Source organism: Maribellus sp. YY47 (genome assembly GCF_023111095.1).
Lineage (GTDB): Bacteria > Bacteroidota > Bacteroidia > Bacteroidales > Prolixibacteraceae > Draconibacterium.
The window spans coordinates 189,309-214,392 of the sequence record NZ_JALGYW010000003.1 but is presented as its reverse complement, the minus strand read 5'-3'; the positions used below and the strand labels follow the sequence as shown (position 1 = coordinate 214,392).

General features: G+C 42.0%; 21 protein-coding genes. 9 read left to right on the top strand and 12 right to left on the bottom strand.

Annotated features, from left to right (window positions below):
* Nucleotides 1–446: 446 nt before the first annotated feature.
* From MR764_RS03670 to MR764_RS03655, 4 genes are all read left to right on the top strand, one after another.
* The gene (locus MR764_RS03670) at nt 447–872 is read left to right on the top strand and encodes a hypothetical protein (RefSeq protein WP_247978038.1); all 426 of its coding nucleotides are present in this window, start codon (nt 447–449) and stop codon (nt 870–872) included.
* A 19-nt stretch (nt 873–891) separates the two neighbouring features.
* Nucleotides 892–1,452 carry a DUF6882 domain-containing protein gene (locus tag MR764_RS03665; protein WP_247978037.1) on the top strand — a complete coding sequence of 187 codons (561 nt, stop codon included), beginning with the start codon at nt 892–894 and terminating at the stop codon, nt 1,450–1,452.
* Between the two features lie 161 nt (nt 1,453–1,613).
* Complete coding sequence (locus tag MR764_RS03660; RefSeq protein ID WP_247978036.1) at nt 1,614–3,473, top strand: AAA family ATPase; 1,860 nt, start codon at nt 1,614–1,616, stop codon at nt 3,471–3,473.
* Between the two features lie 182 nt (nt 3,474–3,655).
* Nucleotides 3,656–3,817, top strand: a complete 162-nt coding sequence (locus tag MR764_RS03655; protein ID WP_247978035.1) for a hypothetical protein — start codon at nt 3,656–3,658, stop codon at nt 3,815–3,817.
* Nucleotides 3,818–3,891: 74 nt separating this feature from the next.
* On the opposite strand, the gene MR764_RS03650 is transcribed toward MR764_RS03655, so the two are convergent.
* The 3 genes from MR764_RS03650 to MR764_RS03640 all read right to left on the bottom strand — a co-directional run bounded on the left by MR764_RS03650 (nt 3,892) and on the right by MR764_RS03640 (nt 8,154).
* Nucleotides 3,892–4,329: an SRPBCC family protein gene (locus MR764_RS03650; protein WP_247978034.1), complete on the bottom strand. Its 438-nt coding sequence runs from the start codon at nt 4,327–4,329 to the stop codon at nt 3,892–3,894.
* A gap of 429 nt (nt 4,330–4,758) precedes the next feature.
* Nucleotides 4,759–5,982, bottom strand: a complete 1,224-nt coding sequence (locus MR764_RS03645) for a hypothetical protein (protein WP_247978033.1) — start codon at nt 5,980–5,982, stop codon at nt 4,759–4,761.
* Between the two features lie 492 nt (nt 5,983–6,474).
* Nucleotides 6,475–8,154, bottom strand: coding sequence for a sodium:alanine symporter family protein (locus tag MR764_RS03640; RefSeq protein WP_247978032.1), 1,680 nt, complete (start codon nt 8,152–8,154; stop codon nt 6,475–6,477).
* A gap of 369 nt (nt 8,155–8,523) precedes the next feature.
* Here MR764_RS03640 and MR764_RS03635 point away from each other — a divergent pair, with 369 nt between their 5' ends.
* The gene (locus MR764_RS03635) at nt 8,524–8,778 is read left to right on the top strand and encodes a hypothetical protein (RefSeq protein WP_247978031.1); all 255 of its coding nucleotides are present in this window, start codon (nt 8,524–8,526) and stop codon (nt 8,776–8,778) included.
* 339 nt (nt 8,779–9,117) lie between these two features.
* Here MR764_RS03635 and MR764_RS03630 read toward each other — a convergent pair whose 3' ends face one another.
* Nucleotides 9,118–11,253, bottom strand: coding sequence for a Tex family protein (locus MR764_RS03630; RefSeq protein WP_247978030.1), 2,136 nt, complete (start codon nt 11,251–11,253; stop codon nt 9,118–9,120).
* Between the two features lie 95 nt (nt 11,254–11,348).
* Complete coding sequence (locus MR764_RS03625; protein ID WP_247978029.1) at nt 11,349–12,176, bottom strand: hypothetical protein; 828 nt, start codon at nt 12,174–12,176, stop codon at nt 11,349–11,351.
* A 269-nt stretch (nt 12,177–12,445) separates the two neighbouring features.
* Here MR764_RS03625 and MR764_RS03620 point away from each other — a divergent pair, with 269 nt between their 5' ends.
* Nucleotides 12,446–13,678, top strand: a complete 1,233-nt coding sequence (locus MR764_RS03620) for a spore maturation protein (protein WP_247978028.1) — start codon at nt 12,446–12,448, stop codon at nt 13,676–13,678.
* Nucleotides 13,679–13,688: 10 nt separating this feature from the next.
* Here the strand turns inward: MR764_RS03620 and MR764_RS03615 are convergent, their stop codons facing one another.
* The 6 genes from MR764_RS03615 to MR764_RS03590 all read right to left on the bottom strand — a co-directional run bounded on the left by MR764_RS03615 (nt 13,689) and on the right by MR764_RS03590 (nt 20,397).
* Nucleotides 13,689–14,111 (bottom strand): Dabb family protein, encoded by a 423-nt coding sequence (locus tag MR764_RS03615; RefSeq protein WP_247978027.1) that lies wholly within the window; start codon nt 14,109–14,111, stop codon nt 13,689–13,691.
* Nucleotides 14,108–14,587, bottom strand: a complete 480-nt coding sequence (locus MR764_RS03610; RefSeq protein WP_247978026.1) for a hypothetical protein — start codon at nt 14,585–14,587, stop codon at nt 14,108–14,110. The genes MR764_RS03615 and MR764_RS03610 overlap by 4 nt, the downstream gene beginning before the upstream one ends.
* Before the next feature lie 20 nt (nt 14,588–14,607).
* On the bottom strand, nt 14,608–15,429 hold the full coding sequence (kdsA, locus tag MR764_RS03605; RefSeq protein ID WP_247978025.1) for a 3-deoxy-8-phosphooctulonate synthase: 822 nt from the start codon (nt 15,427–15,429) through the stop codon (nt 14,608–14,610).
* A 709-nt stretch (nt 15,430–16,138) separates the two neighbouring features.
* A complete protein-coding gene (locus MR764_RS03600) occupies nt 16,139–17,932 on the bottom strand; it encodes an alpha-L-fucosidase (protein ID WP_247978024.1) in 1,794 nt (597 codons plus the stop codon).
* Between the two features lie 28 nt (nt 17,933–17,960).
* Nucleotides 17,961–19,097, bottom strand: coding sequence for a carboxynorspermidine decarboxylase (gene nspC, locus MR764_RS03595; RefSeq protein ID WP_247978023.1), 1,137 nt, complete (start codon nt 19,095–19,097; stop codon nt 17,961–17,963).
* Between the two features lie 106 nt (nt 19,098–19,203).
* The gene (locus tag MR764_RS03590; RefSeq protein ID WP_247978022.1) at nt 19,204–20,397 is read right to left on the bottom strand and encodes a saccharopine dehydrogenase family protein; all 1,194 of its coding nucleotides are present in this window, start codon (nt 20,395–20,397) and stop codon (nt 19,204–19,206) included.
* Nucleotides 20,398–20,797: 400 nt separating this feature from the next.
* Here MR764_RS03590 and MR764_RS03585 point away from each other — a divergent pair, with 400 nt between their 5' ends.
* The 3 genes from MR764_RS03585 to MR764_RS03575 all read left to right on the top strand — a co-directional run bounded on the left by MR764_RS03585 (nt 20,798) and on the right by MR764_RS03575 (nt 23,456).
* A complete protein-coding gene (locus tag MR764_RS03585; protein ID WP_247978021.1) occupies nt 20,798–22,240 on the top strand; it encodes an arginine decarboxylase in 1,443 nt (480 codons plus the stop codon).
* A gap of 142 nt (nt 22,241–22,382) precedes the next feature.
* Complete coding sequence (locus tag MR764_RS03580; protein WP_247978020.1) at nt 22,383–22,955, top strand: nitroreductase; 573 nt, start codon at nt 22,383–22,385, stop codon at nt 22,953–22,955.
* A gap of 12 nt (nt 22,956–22,967) precedes the next feature.
* On the top strand, nt 22,968–23,456 hold the full coding sequence (locus MR764_RS03575; protein ID WP_247978019.1) for a hypothetical protein: 489 nt from the start codon (nt 22,968–22,970) through the stop codon (nt 23,454–23,456).
* Between the two features lie 2 nt (nt 23,457–23,458).
* Here the strand turns inward: MR764_RS03575 and MR764_RS03570 are convergent, their stop codons facing one another.
* Complete coding sequence (locus MR764_RS03570) at nt 23,459–24,751, bottom strand: glycosyl hydrolase family 28 protein (protein WP_247978018.1); 1,293 nt, start codon at nt 24,749–24,751, stop codon at nt 23,459–23,461.
* Nucleotides 24,752–25,084: the final 333 nt, after the last annotated feature.

Sequence of the window (25,084 nt, the reverse complement as noted above, 5' to 3'; positions counted from 1 at the left end):
GTAGCTCGCAGCTCGCAGCTCGATACTCTAAACTTTGAACCCTGAACTCTAAACTCTCTGCTCCCTGCTCTCTGCTCTTTTCTCCGCGCAGTTATCTTATGTTTAAAATTCTTTTGCTACATTAGAGCCTGTAATGTGGTGACACCCCGGGACGATCAGCAGCGATAGATATTGCCACCCCAGAAAATAATAAAGGATAATTTCCGATTGTAAGTGCTTGTATCCGTTTATAATTAATTGAAAACGGATATGGCTGTGAGCATGAATAAGTTGGAGATATAACTAAACATTATTGCTAATAGCAAAATAAATGTAATACATATACACGTACGTTAGCACCAATTTTAATGAAGACTGCGATTATCATAGGAATAATAATTATTGGAATAATCTTATTAAGATTCATTTCCAAGAAAAATGCCGACAAGAAAAAACTAGAAACGGTGATGAAAAAATTGGTAATAACAGAGTTTGTAGACAATTACAATAAAAAACAAGGACTGAAAGAAGGTGGTTCACTATGTTTTTATGGACATTGGTTTGGCAGACCTTATGACAATTTCCACCAACTTGAACTCGTGTCCTATGACAATTCAACAAATACATTGACTTTGACTTTCGATGAAAAAGAAACTTTGACAATTGTAAACCCAAATGACATTGCTGAATCTGAGTCTAAGTTGACAATAAATTCCGCAGACAAAATAATTTGGAATTGGTTTTCTTATGGAAAATCTCAAACTGGCGAAAATTTATATTTCATTGAGATTAACAGAAATGGAGACGAGTTAATTGGAAAATCAAATGTTGACTGGTATAAACCAAACTTTAAAGATTTGACAGTAAAAAGTCCAGCGTTATTATGGGCTTAACCGAGAAAATAAATGTAAGGTGAGTAAAATAAAAATTCTAATAATATTGATTTCAATGGGACTATTTTCATGCTTCTCTAAAAAGGATTTAGACAACAATTTGATAAAACCTGAGATTAATGAATCGTTCAAAGAATTGATAGAAATCTCATATGATTATTTAAACGCACAACAAGACTCATGTAAAACCATTTATGATTTAGGCTCTTACGCACGATGGGATTATAATCAAGAAACAGGATTCATTGAGTTCTCAGATAGCGGAGTAGTCAAGATTAAAATAAAATATGAGGAAGTTGGTTCAATTTCGACAACTTCAAATACATGGCTTTGGGCTTGGAACAACGAATCTTTACTTCCTCAAGTCAAAAGTGAGATTGGAAAAATAAAAGAATTTGGAATTCAAAATCAATACCGACAGTTATTTAAACCTAAATGGTATGGAGATGAATATGATGGATGGGCAATGACCGCAATTGCAGCCAAAATCATGAAAGCTAAAGGAGCATACCGAATTCCAACAGAAAATTTATACTCGTTTGTAATTTTTAAAGAGATTGAGGATTTACGAAAAAAATAAAAAAAACTGGTGCTAACACATTGTATATGGCAGGCGGGGGTTTTAGCGGTCTGACAAGTCAGACCTTGCGCCCACTCTCCTGCGGGTCTGACACGATTTCTTCCAGAAATCCCGCCCGACCACATACAAGTGACCGTTAGCCACAACCATAAATTAAGAAAGTGCATATACAAGAAATCAAACTGAAAAATTTCAAAGGGTTCAAAGAACTTGCTTTTGATTGCAACGATAAATTCAATGTAATTATCGGAGAAAACAATATTGGTAAAAGCACAATTTTTGAGGCATTATTAATATGGGAAAGTTGTTTTAAAAGGATTATTAATTCAAAGAGAACTGGTTTCTACAAAGCAGACGGAGGCAATACTTACATACCTTTTGGTGACTTAACATTCATTAGATTGATAAATGATACTGATTTATTTTTTGACACACCAAATCAAGCTCGAATTACTGTAGTAATTGCAAAAGGAACTAATCAGTTTTCATTGACTTTTGAACTTAGCAAACCCAAATCCATTAATAATTCATATTTAAGATTTAAAACAGTAAACCACAAAGAGTTTGAAAAGTTTGCTGTTTACCTGAAAGCAAATCAAATTAAACTTGACGAAGTAATTTTCATATATCAAACAAAACCTGTGTCTAATATTCTTAGTAAAGAGCCGTTTATGAATAAAGGACAGGTATTAAAGAAAATATCTTTGGGTAAATCTGGAGAGGTTCTTAGAAACAAAATAATTCAAAAAAAATTGGACAAGAGGAAAAATCTCGAAACCCAAATTTCAAAAGTTTTAGGGAATAACATTAAGTTTATTTGCTCAAATGAATCAAAATCTAATGTAGAAGAATATATTAATTTAAAAGTAAGTAGTGCTCATCGAAATTTAGATATTCATTTGCAAGGCAGTGGTTTTTTGCAGGTTGCTGAGATATTTTCAACAATTGATTATTTGGAAAATGCAATTAACATTTTATTAATAGACGAACCAGATTCTCACATTCATGCAAAACTGCAAAAAAAATTACTCCAAGAATTAAGACAAATCAGTAATACACAAATCTTCGTAATTTCTCATAATGACAATTTTGTGAGCGAGTTAAAACCCAAAGAATTATTCTATTTAAACCAAGAAGCTAAAACCCAAGGACGAATTCAGAAATTGAGTATAGAAAACTTTGACAAGATTAAAAAGGAGCTTGGCGGTATAATCATTGCCCTTGACAAATTGAACTATACTGATAAAATTTGTTTTGTAGAAGGTGATGATGATATTCAATATATCAAATCATTACTTCAAAAACATTTAGAATTTGAGCCTGAGAATTTACCAAAATGTGAAATTGTTTTTTACTATTTACGCGGTAAGGATTATATCATAAACAAATTAGACTACAACAAAAGACTACTAAGTCAACTTTTTAAGGATAAAAGGTACTTCGTTATTTTTGATAAAGATTTTTCTACTCTAACTTCCTCGGCTGGATTTGAAGATTCTATGAAAGCCAAATTGGGTGGAACCTCAGCAACATTTAAACATGATGGTTATTGCATAGAGTCTACATTGTTTGGAGAGACTGATAAATTAGTGGATTTTCTCAGTGATTATTATAACATTCCAAAGCTAAAAGTAAACTATTTTGTGTTAGACTATTTTGACACAATACTAAATGATATTAAAGTTCATACATCAAATTTATATCAAGACTTTGAGAATAAATTTAAAGGGCAAAAAAAAGAATCAAGACCGGAATTACATCCAGTTGAGTATAATGACTTCTTAAGAGAAGCGTTAACCCCTGGAAATGTAAAAATTGCATACCTATTCAACAAACATTTAATCGCCTCATTTATTAAAGACATTGAGAAATATTTTGATTTAAGCTTTATTTATTCGGATGACTCAGACGAATTCTATGCTTCCAACATTTTCAATAAATACATTGAATGGATTAAATCTGTGGATGATTTTCTGTTAGATAGCATTCATTTGTTGAAAGAATTATATGAAATAAACTAAATGGCAGTGGCTAACACGTGGTATAAGGCATGGCTGGGTTTGTGCGGATTCGACAAGTCGAATCTCGTCCCAACCTCAGTTTTCGGTCGGACACTAAGACCCCGCTCCCGCGCGATTGCATCGCGTGGTAATGAAGTAGCAAGTATTTTTTTATTGTTTAACCATACTAATCCCAATAAATTATGAACCTGATATCGATTGTTTTGTTCCTTGTTCCCTTTGTTTTCCTTATTGCATTTTTCATCGGACTTGTAAAGAAAAACAAACGACTTTGGATTACCGCTTTGATTTTATTTACCGTGATTTTACTGGCAGAAATTGCCTACTTTAACTTTACGGTGTAAACGCGCTAACATCGCGTGGTAAAGAAAAAAGCTACAGGCCACACGCTACCATCGTTCGGCAGCGAAGGAAGCTTTTACCGGTCTATTTTTTTTGAAAGATTCTGAAGGGAGTTCTGTATTATTTTATTCCATTGCGGCTTTAAAAACCACGCATCCATATAGTTGCCAATAATGGGAGTTGAAATTGAATATTCAAGTCCATAAGTAAATTTCGTTTTTCCGTCGATTACTTCAAAGTTCCAAAAGGATTTATAGGGTGGGCCTTTTATTCCAACAACTTTAAAGCCCACATTTTCGGTATATTCATAAACCTCCGCCTCTATTTCGTATTTAAACATCATCATTTTTGCCTTATACCTGTATTTTGCACCCTTCCCTTTTTCAACTTCGCTTATTGATTGAAAGTCAGATACTCCTTCAAACCATTCCTCCCATTTCTTCCAGTCAGAGGCATATTCAAAAACTTCTTCCAAAGGAGTGTTTAATAAAACACTATGAGCGATTTTGGTCATGACACATGGATTTTAGTTTTAGAGAAAGGTACAAAAATGGGGGTAAAAAACGAAGCTGCGAGTTACGGGTATTGGGAGTTCAGAGTTTAGAGTTCAGAGTTCGGTGACCAGTATTCAGTCGCAGTATTCAGTCGCAGTAATCAGTCTCAGTGTTCAGTCACCGCGCTGTCGTGCGATTGCATCGCGTGGTAAAGAAGTTCGGAGTTCAAAGTTCAGGGTTCGGTGACCAGTTTTCAGTCGCAGTGATCAGTCGCATTGGTTGATCCATAATTCAGTTTACTCTGTGTGTTCTCTGTGTCCTCTGTGGTTAAACTGATTACGACCGAAGTCAAGAGCTTCGGGTATCAGGTGCCGGTGCATGGTGCTGACGACCGGGACTAAGCTTTTATGTTTTTCCGGGGCGCTGTGCCTGAAACTATCTTGCGAAAATTAGTTGTTGGTCAAATACATTCCCACGCCCAAACTAACCGTATTTAACAAGGTGGATACACCGGCTTCTTTGAAAACCGTTCGGTAAACCCGTAAATTGGTGAAAAGGGTTTTATTATTGAACATCTTGTAGTCGCATCCTGCCTGTATTACGATTCCAAAAATATTGGAAGCCAAAGGTGTTCCCTCCAATTCATATATAGTTTCAGGAGTATCGCTAACCGTTCTTTTGAAGACCTCCTCACTGGTCGAAAAGATATAGTTCATGCATAGTCCGGCCGATAGGGTTGGTTTTATATCGTTTTTCGAGAAAGTGTATTTCAAGGAAATGGAGGGCTGAAAGGCCCAGAAATTAATATCTGCATTATAGTATTCGGTTTGAAAGCTGGAAACCTTGGTATAGGTTCCATGATTTTTTAGTTTACTAAAATCAGTTTCAATGTCAAACGATAGTTTTTGGTTCCAGTAGGGAAGGGAAATACTAAAAAGCATCCCGGCGGTAGGAAAATAGCTTTTATCAAATTCGTAATTAGAGAACAGCCCTTTGTCAAAATGGAGTTGCCCAATTCCTCCTGATATAACCGGTGCAACTCTCAATTTGGCTTTAGGAGCAGATTTCTCGTAAATAATACATGCGGTATCAGAACATACACAATCGTGGTATTTGTTGGTAATATCAATTAACGATTTATGATTGAGTCCCACTTTATTAATTTCACTTTGTATTTCGTTACAATCAGAAAAAATGGCTTTTAATAACCCGATGTGTTTCGAAATTATTATACCGTTATTGTCTTTTACATTTTTTGTTAACTCATGAATTCTGCCGTCTTTTTCAACCAGGTACATGTAGTTATTCACGTCGCGGTAGAAATAAAGATTTATAATCCCGCTTACCAGGAATTCGACAAAAACCGGTTTTGAACCTTCGTTGGGAAGCTGCAGTGTTTTGGATACATAAAACTTATCGTCGATAAATCGGTAAGATTGAATTTTATCCGCTTCCAGTTTTATGATCTCTGCATTTTCATTTTCCCTGAATTCGCATATTCTTGAATTTCGGATTTCTCCACGGTAATCAATCAGGCCATAGACTGTATCATTATCCCAGGTGATGTAATACCCCGGGCGAAAGTTAGTTTGTCCGTTTAAAGGGGTACTGCTAATGAGTAATATAAGAATGAGAAAGTTAAGAAGTTTAGTTCGTGGACTTCTGGTTAGCATAATTGAGGTGTTGATTAAGTTGTTTTATTTTGATGTTGAATATACAAACAATCAGTATGGTGTTGATATGAAATAATATGTTAAAAAACAGTGGGTTCGGAAATGTTCCGCGCTGCCGCGCGATTGCATCGCGTGGTAAAGAAGTTCGGAGTTCGGAGTTCGGAGTTCAGGGTTCAGGGTTCAGTGACCAGTTTTCAGTCGCAGTGATCAGTCTCAGTGGTTGATCCATAATTCAGTTTACTCTGTGTGTTCTCCGTGTTCTCTGTGGTTAAAGGAAAAATGAATTACGACCGAAGTTACGAGCATCAAGCATCAAGCATCAAGTATCCAGTATTCAATTCAAACGGATAGTACAGTTCTTTGTAACTCAACCCATACATGAATCTCACGAATGCACTAATGACCATTGACCGATGGCTGATCGCCAACAAGCTGGTGGCTCTCAGCTCATAGCTTGAACTCTAAACTTTGAACCCTGAACTCTGAACGAACTTACCCTTTTGGAACTTTTTCTCCGGGGAAACGCTCGGCGTATTCTTTCCAGAACGATTTTACTTCGTTTTTCATTTCTTTCGACAGCGCCAGGATTCCAAACAGGTTCGGGATGGTCATCAGTGCGATGGTGATTCCCGAGAGGGTCCAGATAATGGTGGTGTCGGTGAATGAAGCGAGAAAAAATCCGATTACATAAATAATATGGTAGTAAATTACTTTGCCCGAGCCAAAGAGATAAGTAATGGCGCGGTCGCCGTAATACGACCAGCTGATGGCGGTGGAAAAGGCAAACATCAGCAAGCCAAACGAAACAATGTATTTTCCGTAATCGCCAAACCAGCTGCGGGTAAAGGCGACAGTGGTAAGTGGTGCACTGTGTAACAGCGACTGCCCTTTTAGAACGAATTGCTGGTTATTGACGAGTTTACCGCTGTTGAATTCGATTGGTCCGGAATAAAGTTGGTTGTTCACCCAAACTTTTACGTCTTCGGCTACCGAACGGGCATGAAGCATGGTGGGCTGGTCGGCAATCACCCCATTTTCAACGGTCAAAGTTCCCGAAAATAAAGGCAGATCTGCTTCTCCCACGAGGTAATTGTGCAGCTTATCAACGTCCTGCTGATTTTGTTCCGAGTAGGTTCCGTCGAGCATTACCAGGTCGGCCTCCTGAAACTGGTTTTCGTGTTTTTCGGTCCACACTCCCGACGAAAGCAGCACCAGTCCGGTAAGCGTACAGATAATGATGGTATCGATAAACGGTTCGAGCAGGGCTACCAGTCCTTCCGATACGGGTTCGTGGGCGCGGGCTGCAGCATGGGCAATCGGCGCCGATCCCTGTCCGGCTTCGTTCGAAAACAAACCACGGTTTACACCCCGGTTAAAGGCAAAAGCTATGCTTCCTCCAAGGAAACCTCCGGCAGCAGCGGTTCCGGTAAATACATCGCCGAAAATGGCTTCGAGCGACGGGATAATGTTTTCGTAGTTATAGAAAATGACGGCAATGGCCCCGATAAAATAAACGATGGCCATAAAGGGTACCAGTCGTGAAGTGACCTGTGCAATACGTTTGATGCCCCCGATAATCACAAAGCCAAGTAAAAGAGCAAGTATCCCGCCGGTAAGCATGTGGTTGATGCCAAAGGTTTCGAATAGCGAGTTGGATATGCTGTTGATTTGCGGAAGACTTCCGGTGCCAAACGACGACAGAACGGTGGCGACCGCAAAAATCGCGGCCAGCCATTTCATGTTGAGGCGGTTTTTCATGTAGTACATGGGGCCCCCGGCAATGGAGCCGTCTTCGGCTACTTCGCGGTATTTATGCGAAAGGGTTACTTCCACAAATTTGGTGGTCATACCCACGGCTGCGGTAACCAGCATCCAGAAAAGTGCCGCCGGTCCGCCCAGGTGAATGGCCAGTGCCACGCCCGCAATGTTTCCGGTACCCACCGTTCCCGAAAGCGCAGTGGTTAAGGCCTGGAAGTGGGAGGTATCTCCCTGGTCGCCTTCCTTGTCGAACTTTCCGCGAACGATATGCAGCGAATGTTTCAGGTAACGAAATTGAGGAAATTTCAGGTAAAGGGTGAAAAAAATACCGGTTCCCAACAGGAAAAATACGAACCATTGCGATCCGCCGATATAGCTGTCGATCACCGAAAGAATGTCATTTAATTTGTGCATCAATGTCTGTGTTTTTTCATAATGTTAAACCTGCTTACCCAATGCGGGCTGATTTGGTCTGCCTTCGTTTGCCGGTAATCAGGCCGGTCGACCATAAGCTGATTTTTTTGGTTTGTTTCGGATATGGTGTTAAAATTAATAATCTCATTCAATTTGCTAAAAAAAGAGGATTTTATTTTTCAATTTATTACCAAAAGGTGATTAATGTCAGTGTCGAGGTTCGAGTCGGAACGAGAATATTGACTTTTACAGTGTGCAATTTCTTGCTTTAATTCTCAAATTCTACGCAAAACTTTTTTTGATGAGGGTTAGTTAGATGCGTTATTTAAAGTTGTAAATTAGCGAAGTAAAACTCAAAAGCAATTAAGCATGTTACCAAAGTTTTTATTAGCCGACAACTCGTTGGAAACACCCGATACCATTTTTGTGGTTCATACTGAAACTCCGCGTTTTATTGTTGAAGCTGACCTGGATGATTTCTGGAACAATCAGCAGGTACACTGGATCGATGGAGAGCCGGGAGACGAAGAGCTTATCTCGGAACTGATTGACGCAGCCGAAGAATTTCTGGAAAAGGAGTTTGAAAACGAGGAGCGTCTGGCGGAAGAAGACGACGAGGAATAGGACCCGAATATTTTTCGAAATTCAGGATAATTAGCAGCTGGAAAGTTTCTGAGAAGTGAACGATTTCCTGTTGCAAAGTAAAAGATGCCATCTTTTTAAAAGGTGGCATCTTTTTTTTGCAGACCGCTTATCGCTGAATGACTACTGTCGTTAGTGGTGCGGAATTTTTACCTCATTGAAAATCAATTTCTTTAATCCTCACGCAACCTTTTTGCTGGCTGTAACATCATTAAACTGTTCAAGTTTGACAATTGCATGGAATGGAGTTTTTAACCCCCGCACCAATGTTGAGTGAGTAAGAGGTGTCATCTTTTTTTGATGGCACCTGTTTTTTTGCTTCTACTCCTGATTCATCCCTTTCATTGAAAGCTGAATACGTTTTCGTGGAATATCCAGTTCTTTTACCCGCACTTTTACATGTTCGTGGAGTTTTACAACTTCGTTGGGATCGGAAATAAAACGGTCGGCCAACTCTGAAATATGTACCAGGCCCGATTCCTTAATGCCGACGTCGACAAAGGCACCAAACTTAGTGATGTTGTTGACAATTCCCGGTAAAACCATGCCCACATGTAAATCGTTGATCGAGAAAATTCCATCGGCAAACTCAAAAACTTTAATCGGTTTTCGCGGGTCTCGCCCGGGTTTTAGCAGTTCGTTTTTAATATCGTTGAGGGTGGGGAGGCCCACTTCTTCGGTAACATATTTCTGCCAGTCGATTTTGTAAACCAGTTCCTCGTTACGAACCAGGTTGCTGAGTTCGCATTTCAGATCTTTGGCAATTTGTTTGACTATTTTGTACGATTCCGGGTGTACGCCCGAGTTATCCAGCGGATTTTTTGCATCGGGAATACGCAGGAAGCCTGCAGCCTGTTCGAAGGCTTTTGGCCCCATACGGGCTACTTTCTTTAACGCATCCCGCGATTCAAACGCCCCGTTTTCTTTCCGGTATTCCACAATGTTCTCAGCCAGTTGCGGCCCCAATCCCGAAATGTAGGTAAGCAGGTGTTTGCTGGCGGTGTTCAGGTTTACACCAACCGAGTTCACACTCAGTTCTACCACCGAATCCAGACTACTCTTTAATTTTTTCTGATCCACGTCGTGCTGGTATTGTCCCACTCCAATGCTTTTCGGGTCGATTTTAACCAGCTCCGCCAGCGGATCCATCAACCGGCGGCCAATCGAAACGGCTCCGCGAACCGTAACATCGTATTGCGGAAATTCCTGCCGGGCCACGGTAGAAGCGGAATAAACCGAGGCTCCGTCTTCACTGACCACATAAACACGTACCTCGCGGTTGTAGCGCAGGTTTTTGATGAAGTGCTCGGTCTCGCGGCTGGCGGTTCCGTTTCCGATGGCAATTGCATCAATTTTGTAAATCTCCACCATCGATGTGATCTTTTTGGCGGCCATTTTCTTTTCTTCCTGCGGCTTGTGCGGGTAGATGGTTTCGTTGTGAAGCAGGTTGCCTTGTTCGTCGAGACACACTACTTTACAACCGGTGCGGTAGCCGGGATCAATGGCAAGCGTACGTTTTTGTCCGAGTGGCGGCGCGAGCAACAATTGTTTCAGGTTTTCGGTAAAGACTTTTATTGCTTCTTCGTCGGCCTTTTCTTTTGAAAGGTTGGAAAATTCGGTTTCAATCGATGGCTGAATCAGGCGCTTACACGAATCTTTTACGGCCAATGCCACCTGCTCCGAACTCGGGTTGTTCCCTTTAACAAAAAAGCGCTCGAGGTTTTCCAATACCCGGTCTTCGTCGGGCGTCACGCTTACACGCAAAAAACCTTCGTTTTCGCCACGGCGCATGGCTAGTAAGCGGTGCGAAGGACATTTCTTCAGCGGTTCGTTCCACTCAAAATAATCGCGGTATTTGGCAGCTTCCTCTTCTTTCCCTTTTACCACTTTGGAGGATATAACTGCTCCCAGTTCAAAACCACGGCGGACAATGTTACGGGCGCGTTCGTTTTCGCTTACCCATTCCGCAATAATGTCGCGGGCACCCGCAAGTGCATCTTCGGTGCTGGTAACTTCTTCGTTCAGGAACTGCCCGGCGCGGAATTCGGGATCGCGTTCCATCTGTTTCATCAGGATTTTTGCCAGCGGTTCTAGCCCTTTTTCACGCGCCATGGTGGCTTTGGTGCGGCGCTTGGGTTTGTACGGTAAGTAGATATCTTCCAGTTCCACCGGATCAAAGCAGTTTTCGATGCGTTGCCTTAGTTCAGGTGTCAGTTGCTCCTGCTCTTCGATGGTTTTCAGAATGGTTTCTTTTCGCTTTTGCAGTTCGTTGAATTTTTCGTTGAGCTCCTTAATCTGCAGCACCTGCACTTCATCGAGACTGCCGGTGCGTTCTTTCCGGTAACGCGAAATAAAAGGAACCGTAGCCCCTTCGTTCAGCAAGGCAATGGTGTTGCTTACCTGAACCTGTTTAATCTGAAGTTGCCCGGCGATTAGATCTGTTATGTTGTTTTGCATGGTATTAATTTTTGCGGAACGCAAAGGTAATAAACATCCAGAGGGTGGCATAAAAAAGACCGGTTTAAAGGCCTTTAAAATATCTGGTTTTTTATTTAAAAAACAATCAGTTGAATCCACCCCTGAATGATTTCTCCGGTTTCAGGGTCTAACTCAGAGCCGTACATGCTGTGCGGAATGGAGTAAACCAACAACATAACCAGCGCTGCCAACACCGTATAGCCGGGGCGTACTTTGTTTCGATTCATGGCGAAGGCCAGGAGCCAGAATAAGAAAGCCACCAGCGTTTTGTTGTCGGTAAGGTCCCAGGCAAAAGGAACTCCGGCCCATGCTTCACAAAAAGCGTATAATTGAACCAACGGGCCCAGAATCAGTCCCCCGATAAATAATGCGATTAGGGTAACTGTGGTATAAAACTTAACCTGTTTGTGACTAAATATTGCCATTATTCCGGCCAGGTTGCCCAGCAGCATCGCAAAAAACATCAGGAATATATGCGGAATAAGAATTCCGGCCGGAACGTCTCCTTTAAATCGAATTATAACGGGCATTCCGCCGTTTAGCGGAAAGGATTGATCATTTGTGGTTAGCGTGATTTTGTACTCGTATTTTCCGGCCGGCGGCAGGTGGGGCAAAGTGGCAACAAGGTGTTCTCCTTCACGAGTCAGCTCTTGCTCAGTCCAGGAGTTTTTTGTTGGATATAATTTAAAAAACATTGTTCCGGTAACCTCAGCGTCGTTTATCGGTAACGAAATTTTGCAGTCGCTTTCTCCTCCGTGACTGCGCGTAAGTTGTAAATTGTATTCGTTGTTGTTGATATTGATTTTGTCCCGTAGGGGATAAGTTGGGCCCGTAGTGCGCTGGTAAACCATTGCTGTGAGCGTAATAACAACGGCAATCAGCCAGTAATAGACAGTTTTCATAAAGTTAAGTTAGATTCTGTTATAATTATAACCAGATTCCAGGACTCTGCAAAACAATCCTGTTTTTTCAGGAGTTGAAACTCATTGATTTAATGCATTATTTTCGTGCTGAAGGTTTAACTTGTCATGGAATGTTAATCATGTAAATAGAGAAGGGAGAATGGAATTCTTTGTTTTATGAGCAAGAGATTTCTATTTTTACGATGAATTGACGGGATAGATAATTATCTTCATCCGCATACAATGTCAGAGAATTTACAATAAACCGTATGGCTTTAAACTACCTCTTTATATTCTTCTTTTTAATTGCGTTTGTTATTGGTTTGGTCAAGTTGATATTTATGGGAGATACTGGTGTTTTCCCCGAAATGGTGACCGCCACTTTTGATATGGCCAAGACAGGGTTCGAAATTTCACTTGGATTAACCGGCGTGCTGACGCTCTGGATGGGAATCATGAAAATAGGGGAGAAAGGTGGAATTGTACATGTGTTTTCAAAGCTGATCGGGCCTTTTTTTAATAAGCTGTTTCCGGAATTGGGGAAAGAACACCCGGCACACGGTTCCATCATGATGAACATTGCTGCGAATATGCTAAATCTCGATAACGCGGCAACGCCCATGGGGCTTCAGGCGATGAAGGAAATGCAGGAAACCAATCCGCATAAAAGTACCGCTTCAAACGCGCAGATTATGTTTTTGGTACTTAATACTTCGGGACTTACTCTTTTGCCTATCAGTATTATGGTCTACCGGGCTCAGCTCGGGGCTGTAAATCCTTCCGATATATTTATTCCGATTTTGCTGGCAACTTATTTTTCAACGCTTGCCGGTTTGATTTCTGTGGCGTTTTACCAAAAAATCAATCTGCTCGACAAAGTCATCCTTTCTTATCTGGGAGGACTAACCGCCATTATTGGCGGAATAATCTGGTATTTTTCGAAGCTCGATCAGGAGGCGATAACCAATATATCCAACATTGCGAGTAATTTTATTTTGTTCTCGGTGATCGTTGTTTTTATTCTGATGGCACTGTTTAAAAAGGTAAATGTTTATGAGGCTTTTATCGACGGGGCCAAAGACGGATTTAAAACAGCAGTGAAGATTATTCCCTACCTCGTGGCGATTTTGGTTGCCATTGGTGTTTTTCGCGCATCGGGCGCAATGGATTGGGTAGTTTCCGGATTCTCGTGGACTTTTGAGAAAATGGGACTGAACACCGACTTTTCTGCAGCGCTTCCAACTGCACTAATGAAACCACTTAGCGGAAGCGGCGCACGTGGAATGATGGTGGATGCCATGACCACTTACGGAGCCGATTCTTTTGTCGGGCGCGTTGCAAGTACAGTTCAGGGGGCCACCGATACCACTTTTTACATTCTGGCCGTGTACTTTGGTTCGGTGGGAATCAAAAACACCCGTTACGCAGTTGTTTGCGGATTGTTCGCGGATTTTGTCGGTATTGTTGCGGCTATCTTAATGGCCTATCTATTCTTTCACTAAGCGAAAGGAATTATTTGATCGGTTTATCTACCGAGTCGTAGACCACAACTTTGTTCCATAAATGCTGGTTCTTTTCCACAAAATTTAAATGGATAGGATCAACCTGGTAGGCGTCTTGCCCGGCCTGGTCGTCGAACATAACCATGTACGAAACGGAATAGGAATGATCTACCACATCACGGTTTTCAGTGCCTGCCGGAAAACCAATATGGCTCATTTTGATGGTTTTTACTTTTAGCAATTCCTGCAATGCAGCCACCAATTGCTTTTTGTGGGCTTCGTTATTCGGTTCTTTCAGCCAGAAAAAAACGTGGTGGATAAGCGCACCGCTTATTTTAACTTCACCGGCCGAGGCTGTTTTTACAAATGGTAATAATCCGGCCAGTGTTGCTCCGGCTACTGCTTTTTTCAAAAAAGATCTTCTGTTTTTCATTTTTTATCAGGTTTTAGTAGTTCTTCAATTTCTGAAAGATGTAATCTGAAATGTCTCGGAAAATCATCGACCATATCCCGGAGGCTTACTTTTTGATCTTTATCGGCCACCCATTCATTCTGCAATTTCTCCGGATTGATCTGCTGAATGACATAAATGATATGCAGGTGCAAATATTTCCAGAGATTTACGAGGTTTTCCCAATTTTCATTTTCATAATTCTGAATCGATATCCAGCGGTCGTTGTTTCCGTGAGTTGCATAATTCGGAAATATCAGCGGTATTTCGTTGTATTGCAGATGAACGATTCGGTGTGTATTGTTTGAGGCAGAATCGACCATGTGTCCCACGATCTGGCGGATGTTTCGACTTTGTCCGTTACAGGGTACAGAAACTTGTTCTTCGGACAGAAGAATTAGTTTGTTCTCCCATTCAACGAGCAAGGTGTTCAATTCATTGGCGATTCGATCAAACATACAGTAAGTTTTAATGATTTTTATCTAAAACCGTTCACCGTTTTTCTGATGGCAACTAACCTGGTCAGAAGTGATTCGAGTAAATCCAGTCTCAGCATATTGGCGCCATCCGATTTTGCTACAGCCGGATTCGGGTGTGTTTCAATAAAAATGCCATCAACACCTACGGCGATTGCTGCACGTGCCACTGTTTCTATTAATTCGGGTTTGCCTCCGGTAACACCGCTCGATTGATTGGGTTGCTGCAGCGAATGCGTAATGTCCATCACTACCGGAACATTCATAGCCTGCATTTCAGGTATTCCGCGGTAATCCACCACCAGGTCCTGGTAACCAAAGGTTGTTCCCCGTTCTGTAAGGACAACTTTAGTATTTCCGCTATCGATTACCTTATTGACCGCAAATTGCATGGCTGCCGCCGAAAGAAACTGGCCTTTTTTTATGTTTACTACTTTCCCGGTTTGGGCCGCTGCTACCAGAATATCAGTCTGGCGGCACAAAAATGCCGGAATTTGAAGCACATCCACATATTGAGCTGCCATGGCTGCTTCTTCTGCGCTGTGAATATCGGTTACCACCGGAATATCAAAAGTGTCAGCTACTTTTTTAAGAATCTTCAGGGCTTTTTCATCCCCGATACCCGAGAATGAGTCGATGCGCGACCGGTTCGCTTTTCTGTACGACCCTTTAAAAATATAGGGAATCTGAAGTTTATCAGTAATGGTCTTTATTTTCTCTGCAATTTCCATTGCCATTTCTTCACTTTCAATGGCACATGGGCCGGCCATCAGGAAAAAGTTGCCGGAATCGGTATGTTTAAGTCTTTCTATCGATGGAATCATACTTCGTTTATTAATCGGAGTAAATGTAGTAAGAATGTTTGGTTTCGATTTTTAGCAGGGGTATAAAAACACAAATGGGAACTATTCTTTGACAAATAGTTCCCATCCACTTCCAGACAACCGAAGTTGTCGTTGGTGCCAGGCTACGGTTATTACGACTGGCCGCTGCTTGTTCTTTCGAACAAACCCTGACCCTTTACCTCCCGGTTTAGCTTTCTACGGCTGAACCTTTGGGTAGTTCATTCGGCATTCGCGTTTACCTTCCTGAACGAAGTGTCTACAGTGTCTTCCTGTCTTCTTCCTTGCGGATTTGTACAGGTTCATCAGTAAACTTCGGTTTCCCGGTTGTACTGAGCAGTGCTGCATTGAAAAAACCGAGGTTTTTTTGGCATTCTGCCTGGAGACCCAATCTTGAAAGAACTTCTGGAAATTCTCTCAGATGATTGCCTGAACTTTGACATTCCAGATTATCTTGTTCAAACTTCGGCTTTCCATTGTGCCGTCCCGAAGGTCGGTTCGAATTGGCTCCGGATTCAGCTAAGAAACTTTTGCCTTTTCCACAATTTCCGGCGGTCATTTATCGCTCACCTGATATTTCAAATTTACAACGAAAAGCGAAAAAAGCAAGTGATTTACAATGGTTTATATTCACCTTGAATCAACCGGAGATATTAACAATTGTTGATAACTGGTCTGTTCTCCGAAGGACTTATTTTATCCATATCCATTGGAAATTTAGCGGTTCATTTGCGACTGGTTCTACTTGCATTTCTATTTCATAAAGGCCCGGTTCCGGAAAATGAATGCTGCCGAACCGGTGCGATTTGTAAGATTCTACATGCCAGTTTTCGTTTGGTTCACCTACGGTTAGTCCGGTGGGGTGTATGTTTTCTTCAAGGGTTGATTCGGATGCGAGAATAGAGATCTTTCCCTTTGTGTCTTTTCCCTGAAAACTATAGGAAACATCCACTTTTTTTTCTCCCGCTTCATCCACAAATATTTTCCATTTGAAGGTTTCTGGTTTGGAGACCATCACATGTGCGGGTATCGTTTCGTATTTCGATGGAGCTACAATTTCAACATTTTGCGGTTTTGGACTTTGATTTCCCGGAAGCAGGGAGTAACCGCCATCAACGGTTTTGGCGACAATGCCGTCTACCGTTGCAGGGCGCTGTTTGTATTCGAGCACTACCACCGAAACATACGGATCGGGCTGGTCGTAGGGTAACGAAATTTCAGTGTAAACACTGTTGTGGGAGAAGCTCAGCGATGCTTTGTTTTTATCGGCCAGAAGATAGGCATTCTCCGGATTTCCGCTTACGTCGGTCAAATAAAGCTTTTTGTTCAGTGGCCAGTTGTAAACGTGCAGGTAAAGTTTGAATACATCGTCTTGTTGTTTACACGTGATCTTTCCCCAATCGTGCTGCTCTTTGTTCAAATCAAAAGCCTGGGTGCCATAAACTGCTTCACCGTTCACTTTTAGCCATTCGCCCATTTCGAGCAGGCGTTGAGAAATTTCGAAGGGCACTTCTCCGTTGGCGCGTGGACCAATATTGAGCATGAAATTGCCGTTGAGGCTGGCATTCCCAATCAGTGCTTTTAGCAACGATGAGGTTGATTTCCATTGCGTGTCGGAAGAATGAAAACCCCACGAATGTGCTACGGTGCCGGGCGATTGCCACGGAAAGTCTTCTTTCTTGTCACCCAGTTGATTGTCGCCGAGTGTTTTAAAATCAATGTCGGGATCTTCTTCCATGGATAACCCAAGTCGGGAATTGACCAAACAATTGGGTTGAAGTTCGCGGATCATGGTTTTTAGCTGTACGAGCTGCTCTTTGGTAACGATCGATTGCGAGTGGTTGATCCACATGTCGAACCAGATCAGAGATATTTCACCGTAATTGGTAAGCAATTCGCGTATTTGCGGTATTACCTTTTCCTGCCAGTAGCGGTCGTATTCTTCTGCACTGATGTTGTAAATTTCTTTGCTGTGATCCCAGCCTCCGGGATGTTCCCAGTCTACCCAGTGCGAATAATAAAGTCCGAGTTTAATGCCGTGTTTTTTACAGGCTACCGCCATTTGCTTAATGATATCACGTTTGGGAGAAGTATGATCACCCAGGTCATAATCACTCACCTGGCTGTCCCATAATGCAAATCCGTCGTGGTGTTTGGCCGTGATGGTAATGTATTTCATCCCGGCATTTTTGGCCAGAATCACCCACTTTTCCGGATCAATGCTGTCCCAGTCGAAACGATCGAGCAATTGCACATATTCGTCGCGGTTGATCTGATTCCGGTAATAAATCCACTCAGCATAATCGTTTGCGTGACGGAGTTTTTCACCTTTCCAGTAACCTTCCGCAGCACTGTAAAGTCCCCAGTGAATAAACATTCCAAATCGGGCATCGGTAAACCATTGGGCACGTTCGTTGGTATCCTTTTGCGCCAAAAGCTGAAGACTAAAAACAAATAGTAGTCCGGTTATAAAAGCGGTTTTCATTGGTTTTGGTTTGATTGTTTTATTGGTTTTACGAAAGCCGGGATTTAAAATCGTGGTAAGAAAATTTCCGAACAATTTTCAACTCATCGTTTTCAGTCCAAATAGCAATCGCCGGGTGATTCACCCCATTGAACATCGTGGTTTTTACCATGGTGTAATGAATCATATCAAGGAACACCAATTGTTCGCCTATTTTTAGCTCGCGGCCAAAATCATACGCTTCCATAAAGTCTCCGGCCAGACAACTTCCACCACCTAAGCGGTAAAGATATTTGCTTTCATCTGAAGGCTCGCTTGCGCCGATTATTTTTGGACGGTAAGGCATTTCCAGGGTATCGGGCATGTGTGCGGTAAACGAAACATCCAGGATGGCGGTTTTTACGCCCTTGTGTTCCACAATGTCCTGAATGGTGGAAACAAGCACCCCGGTTTCCCAGGCAATGGCACTTCCCGGCTCCAGAATAACTTTTACATCGTATTTTTCGCGGAAAGCTTTCATCAGTTTGATCAGGTGTTCGTGATCGTAGCCCTTCCGTGTCATTAAATGGCCGCCGCCCATGTTTACCCACTTCAGTTGGTGGAGGTATTTGCCAAACTTGGCTTCGAATTTTTTCAGCACTCTTTCCAGACTGAACGAATCCGATTCGCACAACACATGGAAGTGAATTCCGTCGATTCCTTCGGGCAGTTCTTCGGGCATATTTTCGATGCCCACTCCCAATCGTGAGCCTGCTGCACTTGGATTGTAAAGATCGGTGGCAACATCCGAGAATTCCGGATTTACACGAATTCCACACGATATTTTGTGGTCGGCCTGAGTGGTTTTGGTATAGTATTTTTCAAATTGCCTGAAGGAGTTAAAAACAATGTGGCTGCTGTAGTCCATCAACTCGTCAAACTCTTTTTCGAGATACACCGGCGAATAGGTATGCGCCCGTGTCTGCATTTCCTCAAAACAAAGCCGTGCTTCGTTGAGCGAACTGGCAGTGGCGCCTTTCAGGTATTCTCTGACCAGAGGGAATGCACTCCACATGGCAAAACCTTTAAATGCAAGGATAATTTCAATCCCGGCTTCGTTTTGCACCCGGTTAATGAGTTCGAGGTTTTTCCTCAGTAATTTTTCGTCCAGCACAAAAGCCGGGGAAGGAATTTCTTGGTAGTTCAATGTTTCAATTTAAAAGTGTAAAGTAAAAAGGCAAAAGTATATTTGTTCAGAATGGAGAGAAAAAAGCCCCAAGCTTTTGACTCGGGGCTCGAAGCTTCTATCTTAATTAAAGTTCCAGATCGCCGTTTATTTCTTCCTGCCACGGAAGTCCGAATTCTCCGATGCGTTCCATGAATGGATCCGGATCGAAATCTTCAACGTTAAATACGCCTTCACCTTTCCATTTTCCGGTAAGCACCATCATGGCGCCTAACATGGCCGGTACTCCGGTTGTATAAGATACGCCTTGTGTTCCGGTTTCTTCGTAAGCTTTTTGGTGGCTGCAGTTGTTCCAAACGTAATAGGTTTTTTCCTGTCCGTCTTTAATCCCTTTAATGCGGCAACCAATCGAAGTTTCGCCGGTGTAGTTATCGCCCAGATCGCCCGGGTTTGGAAGTACTTCTTTCAGGAATTCCAGCGGAATAATGTCAACTCCTTTGTATTTAACAGGGTCGATGCGCGACATGCCAATGTTTTGGATTACGCGAAGATGAGTTAAATATTCGTCGCCAAAAGTCATCCAGAAACGGGCACGTTTCAAACTCGGGAAATTTTTCGTCAACGACTCCAGCTCTTCGTGATAAAGAACATACGAATTACGTGCGCCGATATTCGGGTAATTCAAGGCTTTCTTGATTTCAAATGGTTTGGTTTCCACCCATTGGCCGTTTTCCCAGTAGCGGCCGTTCTGCGTAATCTCGCGGATATTGATTTCAGGATTGAAATTGGTGGCAAATGCTTTACCGTGGTCTCCGCCGTTGCAGTCAACGATGTCGAGATAATGCATTTCGTCGAAATGATGTTTGGCTGCATAAGCGGTGTAAATGCTGGTTACTCCCGGGTCGAAACCGCAACCCAGTACTGCCATAATTCCTTTTTCCTTGAAGCGGTCGTGGTAAGCCCACTGCCAGCTGTATTCAAATTTGGCTTCGTCTTTGGGTTCGTAATTGGCGGTATCAAGATAGTTAACGCCGGTTTCCAGACAAGCATCCATAATAGGCAGGTCCTGGTAAGGAAGCGCCACGTTAATAACGAGTTCCGGTTTGAAAGATTTAATCAGGGCAACTGTTTCAGCTACATTGTCAGCATTGAGTTGCGCAGTTTGAATCCGGCCTTTCCCCACTTCTTTTGCAATTACATCGCATTTCGATTTAGTACGGCTGGCCAGCAAAATTTCTGAAAAAACTTCCGGATTGTCGGCGCATTTACTGGCAACAACACGGCCAACACCCCCGGCTCCGATTATTAATACTTTACTCATTTTAATTTCCTGTTTTAAAAATTCCTTTAAAAATACTGAACTTTAGTTGAATGCCGGAATGATCCTCACGATTTATTCCAACAGGGGGCAAATTAAATATTTTTTTTAATGCCAAATTCATCTGTTTTTGAATGAATAGCATAAATTAGACATGGAATTAAAATGTAGCTGAAGTTGAACCGGGAATGAAGAGGCTGCGATTTATTGAAATATGAAATGTGAAGTTTTGGTTGTTTTTATTTTGTGCTGAACATCAGGTTTTTATCTTTGTGTGAGGCCGTGTTTTCCGATTGTAATCTACAGTTTTCAATTTTTAAGAATTCACATAATATTTCTCGGAAAAAAATGATTTAATTTGCGGTCAAAATAAAAACGAATAAACTCTTTATGGTTACGTAGAATGAAGAATAGCTATTTTGATTTGATTGAACAAAGCTACTACTTTCCGCAGGAAGGCTTTGATTTAAGAGACAATTACCTGACGTTTCACGGCATCTCTTTAAAGTATCTGATTAAAAAATACGGAACGCCGTTTAGGTTCATATACCTGCCTAAAATTGGCGATCAAATCAAAAAGGCGCGTAACCTTTTTAATAAAGCCATAAAGAAGAGCAACTACAAGGGGCGGTATTTTTATTGTTACTGTACCAAATGTAACCACTTTTCGCACGTGGTTGCCGAGGCTTTGAAACATAACGTAAACCTCGAAACTTCCTCTTCGTACGACATCGATCTGATTCTGTACCTTTTTCACGAAAAGAAAATCGACAAGAACCGTATCATCGTTCATAACGGCTATAAAACCGAGGAATACCTGACGAAAATTCTTTCGCTGCAAAAGCTGGGTTTTAAAAACAACATCATCGTACTCGACAGTATCAACGAGTTAAGCCGTATTGAAAGACTGGCTAACGGTGAAAAAGTAAAAATCGGTATCCGAATGGCGATCAACGAAGAATCGCAGTCGGCCTACTATACCTCACGTTTGGGAATTCGTAATACCCAAATTCTCGATTTTTTCAATGAAAGCATTAAAGGAAAGAAGAACATCGAATTAAAGATGCTTCACTTTTTTGTTGATTCGGGAATCAAAGACAGCCTTTATTACTGGGGTGAATTCCAGAAAGCGCTGAAGTTGTACATCGACCTGAGAAAGCAGTGCGATACCCTCGATTCGTTCAACCTGGGCGGAGGTTTTCCTATTCGTAACCACCTTGGCTTTGAGTACGATTACGAGTACATGATCAAGGAGATTGTGTCGAACATCAAAACCGCCTGTGAGAACGAAAATCTTCCGGAGCCTGATATTTTTACCGAATTCGGGAAATATACTGTGGGCGAAAGCGGTGCGATTATTTTTGAGGTGCTGGAGCAAAAACAACAAAACGATACAGAAAGCTGGTACATCATTAACAACAGTTTGATGAACACCATCCCGGATGCTTGGTCGATTTTCGAGAAGTTTATCCTTCTGCCCATCAATAAATGGAACAACGAATACAAGCGGGCAAACATTGGCGGTATCAGTTGTGATCACTCCGATTACTACAACTCTGAAGACTTTAACCAGGAGGTTTTGCTGCCTTCGTATTCCGATAACGACAAAGAACCGCTTTACGTTGGTTTCTTCCACACGGGAGCTTATCAGGATGCCATTAGCGGTTACGGCGGTATTAAACACTGTCTGATTCCTTCTCCGAAGCACGTAATTATCGATCGCGACGAGAAAGGAAACATTATCGACTTTGTTTACCGGAATGAGCAATCGGCGCAGGATATGTTTAAAATTCTGGGATACGCTAAAGAAATCGAGGAAAAGAAGGGCTCAGACAAGCCAGCTTAAGGTTTCATTCGGGTAATATTCATTCAGTTAGTTGAACAAGGAAATAGTTGGGCAAAGAAAGGTCCTGACCGGGTGATGTTTTGTCTTTTTTATACAACTTTTTCACGGGTACTGTGTTTTTCTGTTTTCAACTAACTTTATTATGAATTACAAATCTATTTCTGAAATTATAAAGGCACGAAGGGCTACACCTCCCGGGATGCTGATGAAAAAAGAGATCTCAAAGGAAGTCATTGAAGAGCTGCTGGAGAATGCTTCGTGGGCGCCTAACCACAAGAAAACAGAACCCTGGCGTTTTAAAGTTTACACAGGGGAGTCGAAGCAAAAAATGGCGGAAGATTGCCACCGGATTCTGGAAGCAAAACATGGGGAAGGTTACCCGGTTGCAGAAGATAAAATTGCCAAGTTTGTGGGAAACCTGCAGAAAGTGCCGGTTGCTATTGCTATTATCGTTCAATTTGATCCTTCTAAGCGATTACCCGAGTGGGAAGAAGTTGCGGCAGTATCGATTGCGGTTCAAAACATGTGGTTAACGGCTACCGAAAAAGGTCTGGGCGCATTTTGGGCAACACCCGGTTTTATGGAGTTGTTTGATGAGGTACTCGACATTCAGTCGGGACAGAAAATACTCGGTTTCTTTTATGTTGGCGAAATCATGATGGAGTATCCTTCACCGGGAAGGGGAGATGTGCGTGCCCTGACGGAGTGGAAATAATAAAATTATGGTATGAAGAAGCTTGTTTTTGCAATATTGACGTTGTTTTGTCTCTTTCATGCATCAGCACAAGATCAGGGAAAAGTGGATGTTACTGTTTTTTCTGATCCCGTTTTTGTAGCGCCGCAACCTCCCAAAGCTATTAAGGGATGGACTTTTATTGAGAATTCCCCATCAGTAACCGGCAATGGTATAGCAGGAGCTGTTTTGGTGGGGGAGTATCCCGGTAAAATCGTTAAATTTCAATTCAGCGGAAATGCTGTGGGCATTTCGGTTTCAGAACGGAGTGAAGGTGCAATGGAGTTTAGTGTGGATGAGGCCGATTGGGAACGACTCGATTTGAAGAGCGAAAGGACTTCTGAAAACAAACTTTGGTATTTCACGCTGGAATCCGGCTTGAAAAACAGAAAGCATACCTTGCAAATCCGGATGGTTCCGGGAAATAACTCTGGAAAGTCAAAATGTATCTTGCATTCGCTTTATTTCAATAAACCGGATTAAGATTATTTGGCTTTCACAAGCTCCCCGTTTACCACTACATTTTTCATTTTCAGTCCTTCAAAAACCGAGGTTTCTATCTGAGGATCTTCTGCGTCGATTGTCATGTTTTCAAAAGTAAAATTTTTGAGGTGGTCGTTTTCGGTCATCCCGATTTTGGTAAAGCTTTTAACCTTCATAGTAATGTATTTGAAGGTGATATTTTCGGAAACCGATGGTGGTGGTGTTTTGCGGTCCTTCAAATCGTAAAACTGAGTCCACGGTCGAATGTAGATGCAATTGTCACCACTTCCCGTGATCCGTTCCAGCGTAATGTATTCGTACAACTGTGGCGTGTCCGGCCTCATTTTTAAATGAATTAAACGTGCAACGTCCTCCACTTTGCAGTCGCGCATGATAATGTTCCGGTTGTGAATCGATTCACTTCCGCAGGTAAGCGCTGAATGGCAAAATCCAAAGGTGTTGTTTTGAATCAAAATGTTTGTATTGGGTCCGTTGTTGGGATCTTTATCGGCCCACGGTCCTTTCCCGCCTTTTAGCGCAATGGCATCGTCGTTTACCGACATGTAACAGCCGTTGATCAACACATCGGAGCAAACATCCAGATCGATGGCATCTGAACTTGGTGCAGGAATGGGCTCGCGTGGTGCAAAAATATAAGCGCCGAGTATTTTAACGCGATTGCACTGGTAAAGATGTGCCGTCCAGAACCCTGAGTTTACCAAATGTACATCTTCAATTCTCACATCATCACATTCGCGGATAAAAACCAGTCGTGGCCGCGAAACTTCGAGGTTGGTGCATTGAGGATTTTCCTGTCGGCGTTGCCAAAAAGCTTCCCAGTATTTTTTCCCGTTTCCGTCGATCGTCCCTGCTCCGGTAATCGTGAAGCCCGGAACTTTGTATGCATTTACCAGTGCCGGGTAGTAATCCAGGTTTTGGCCTTCCATCCGCGATGCTTGTATGGGGTAATCTTCAATATTGTCAGAACCCTTGAGCACAGCGCCTATCTCCAAACGCAAATGCGTATTGGGCTTGAAAAACAGCGCCCCGCTTTTGTAGACTCCCGGAGTGAACACAATTACTCCACCTCCACTCGACGAAACACTGTCGATGAGTTGCTGAATGATTTTGGTGTTCATGGTGAAATCGTCACCAATGGCGCCGGCGTCGCTGATGTAATATCTTCTTCCCAGGCCAATGGGATCGGTTTTCGTTGTATCGGCCAACCAGGCGGGAATCACTGTCCCGTCCGGAAAAGTATCTTCCATCCGGCACGACACTCCAATGATTGTCATGAAAATTATTGAAAGAATGAGGGGCGTCCGAAAGATTCCTGGTTTTTTCATCTGTTTAAATTTTTAATCTTTACACGGTAACAGATGGAATTCGCATGAGATTTAATCATGTAGTTTGGTGTGAATCTCATTATCATGCTCATTTCATACTATTAAAATTGTTTGTTTTCAACGGCCCGTCAGCTGACGGACGGGACTCGTGTGTATTTTTAATAATTCTCTAAGATGTAGTTGTTTAACATGCTCGTTTCATTTGTTTCTGGTTTATATCATGCAAATCATCGTATTGTACTTTAAAAATAAGCAACTTTGTTAAAAACCGGTAGTTTGTGG

What these genes read in the sequence shown, in the direction of transcription:
- MR764_RS03640 (WP_247978032.1), bottom strand. Translation starts at nt 8,154, where the DNA reads ATGCACAAATTAAATGACATTCTTTCGGTGATCGACAGCTATATCGGC.
- MR764_RS03635 (WP_247978031.1), top strand. Translation starts at nt 8,524, where the DNA reads ATGTTACCAAAGTTTTTATTAGCCGACAACTCGTTGGAAACACCCGAT.
- MR764_RS03575 (WP_247978019.1), top strand. Translation starts at nt 22,968, where the DNA reads ATGAAGAAGCTTGTTTTTGCAATATTGACGTTGTTTTGTCTCTTTCAT.
- MR764_RS03650 (WP_247978034.1), bottom strand. Translation starts at nt 4,329, where the DNA reads ATGACCAAAATCGCTCATAGTGTTTTATTAAACACTCCTTTGGAAGAA.
- MR764_RS03625 (WP_247978029.1), bottom strand. Translation starts at nt 12,176, where the DNA reads ATGAAAACTGTCTATTACTGGCTGATTGCCGTTGTTATTACGCTCACA.
- MR764_RS03615 (WP_247978027.1), bottom strand. Translation starts at nt 14,111, where the DNA reads ATGAAAAACAGAAGATCTTTTTTGAAAAAAGCAGTAGCCGGAGCAACA.
- kdsA (WP_247978025.1), bottom strand. Translation starts at nt 15,429, where the DNA reads ATGATTCCATCGATAGAAAGACTTAAACATACCGATTCCGGCAACTTT.
- MR764_RS03570 (WP_247978018.1), bottom strand. Translation starts at nt 24,751, where the DNA reads ATGACAATCATTGGAGTGTCGTGCCGGATGGAAGATACTTTTCCGGAC.
- MR764_RS03620 (WP_247978028.1), top strand. Translation starts at nt 12,446, where the DNA reads ATGGCTTTAAACTACCTCTTTATATTCTTCTTTTTAATTGCGTTTGTT.
- MR764_RS03630 (WP_247978030.1), bottom strand. Translation starts at nt 11,253, where the DNA reads ATGCAAAACAACATAACAGATCTAATCGCCGGGCAACTTCAGATTAAA.
- MR764_RS03610 (WP_247978026.1), bottom strand. Translation starts at nt 14,587, where the DNA reads ATGTTTGATCGAATCGCCAATGAATTGAACACCTTGCTCGTTGAATGG.
- MR764_RS03590 (WP_247978022.1), bottom strand. Translation starts at nt 20,397, where the DNA reads ATGAGTAAAGTATTAATAATCGGAGCCGGGGGTGTTGGCCGTGTTGTT.
- MR764_RS03600 (WP_247978024.1), bottom strand. Translation starts at nt 17,932, where the DNA reads ATGAAAACCGCTTTTATAACCGGACTACTATTTGTTTTTAGTCTTCAG.
- MR764_RS03645 (WP_247978033.1), bottom strand. Translation starts at nt 5,982, where the DNA reads ATGCTAACCAGAAGTCCACGAACTAAACTTCTTAACTTTCTCATTCTT.
- MR764_RS03655 (WP_247978035.1), top strand. Translation starts at nt 3,656, where the DNA reads ATGAACCTGATATCGATTGTTTTGTTCCTTGTTCCCTTTGTTTTCCTT.
- MR764_RS03670 (WP_247978038.1), top strand. Translation starts at nt 447, where the DNA reads ATGAAAAAATTGGTAATAACAGAGTTTGTAGACAATTACAATAAAAAA.
- MR764_RS03585 (WP_247978021.1), top strand. Translation starts at nt 20,798, where the DNA reads ATGAAGAATAGCTATTTTGATTTGATTGAACAAAGCTACTACTTTCCG.
- MR764_RS03580 (WP_247978020.1), top strand. Translation starts at nt 22,383, where the DNA reads ATGAATTACAAATCTATTTCTGAAATTATAAAGGCACGAAGGGCTACA.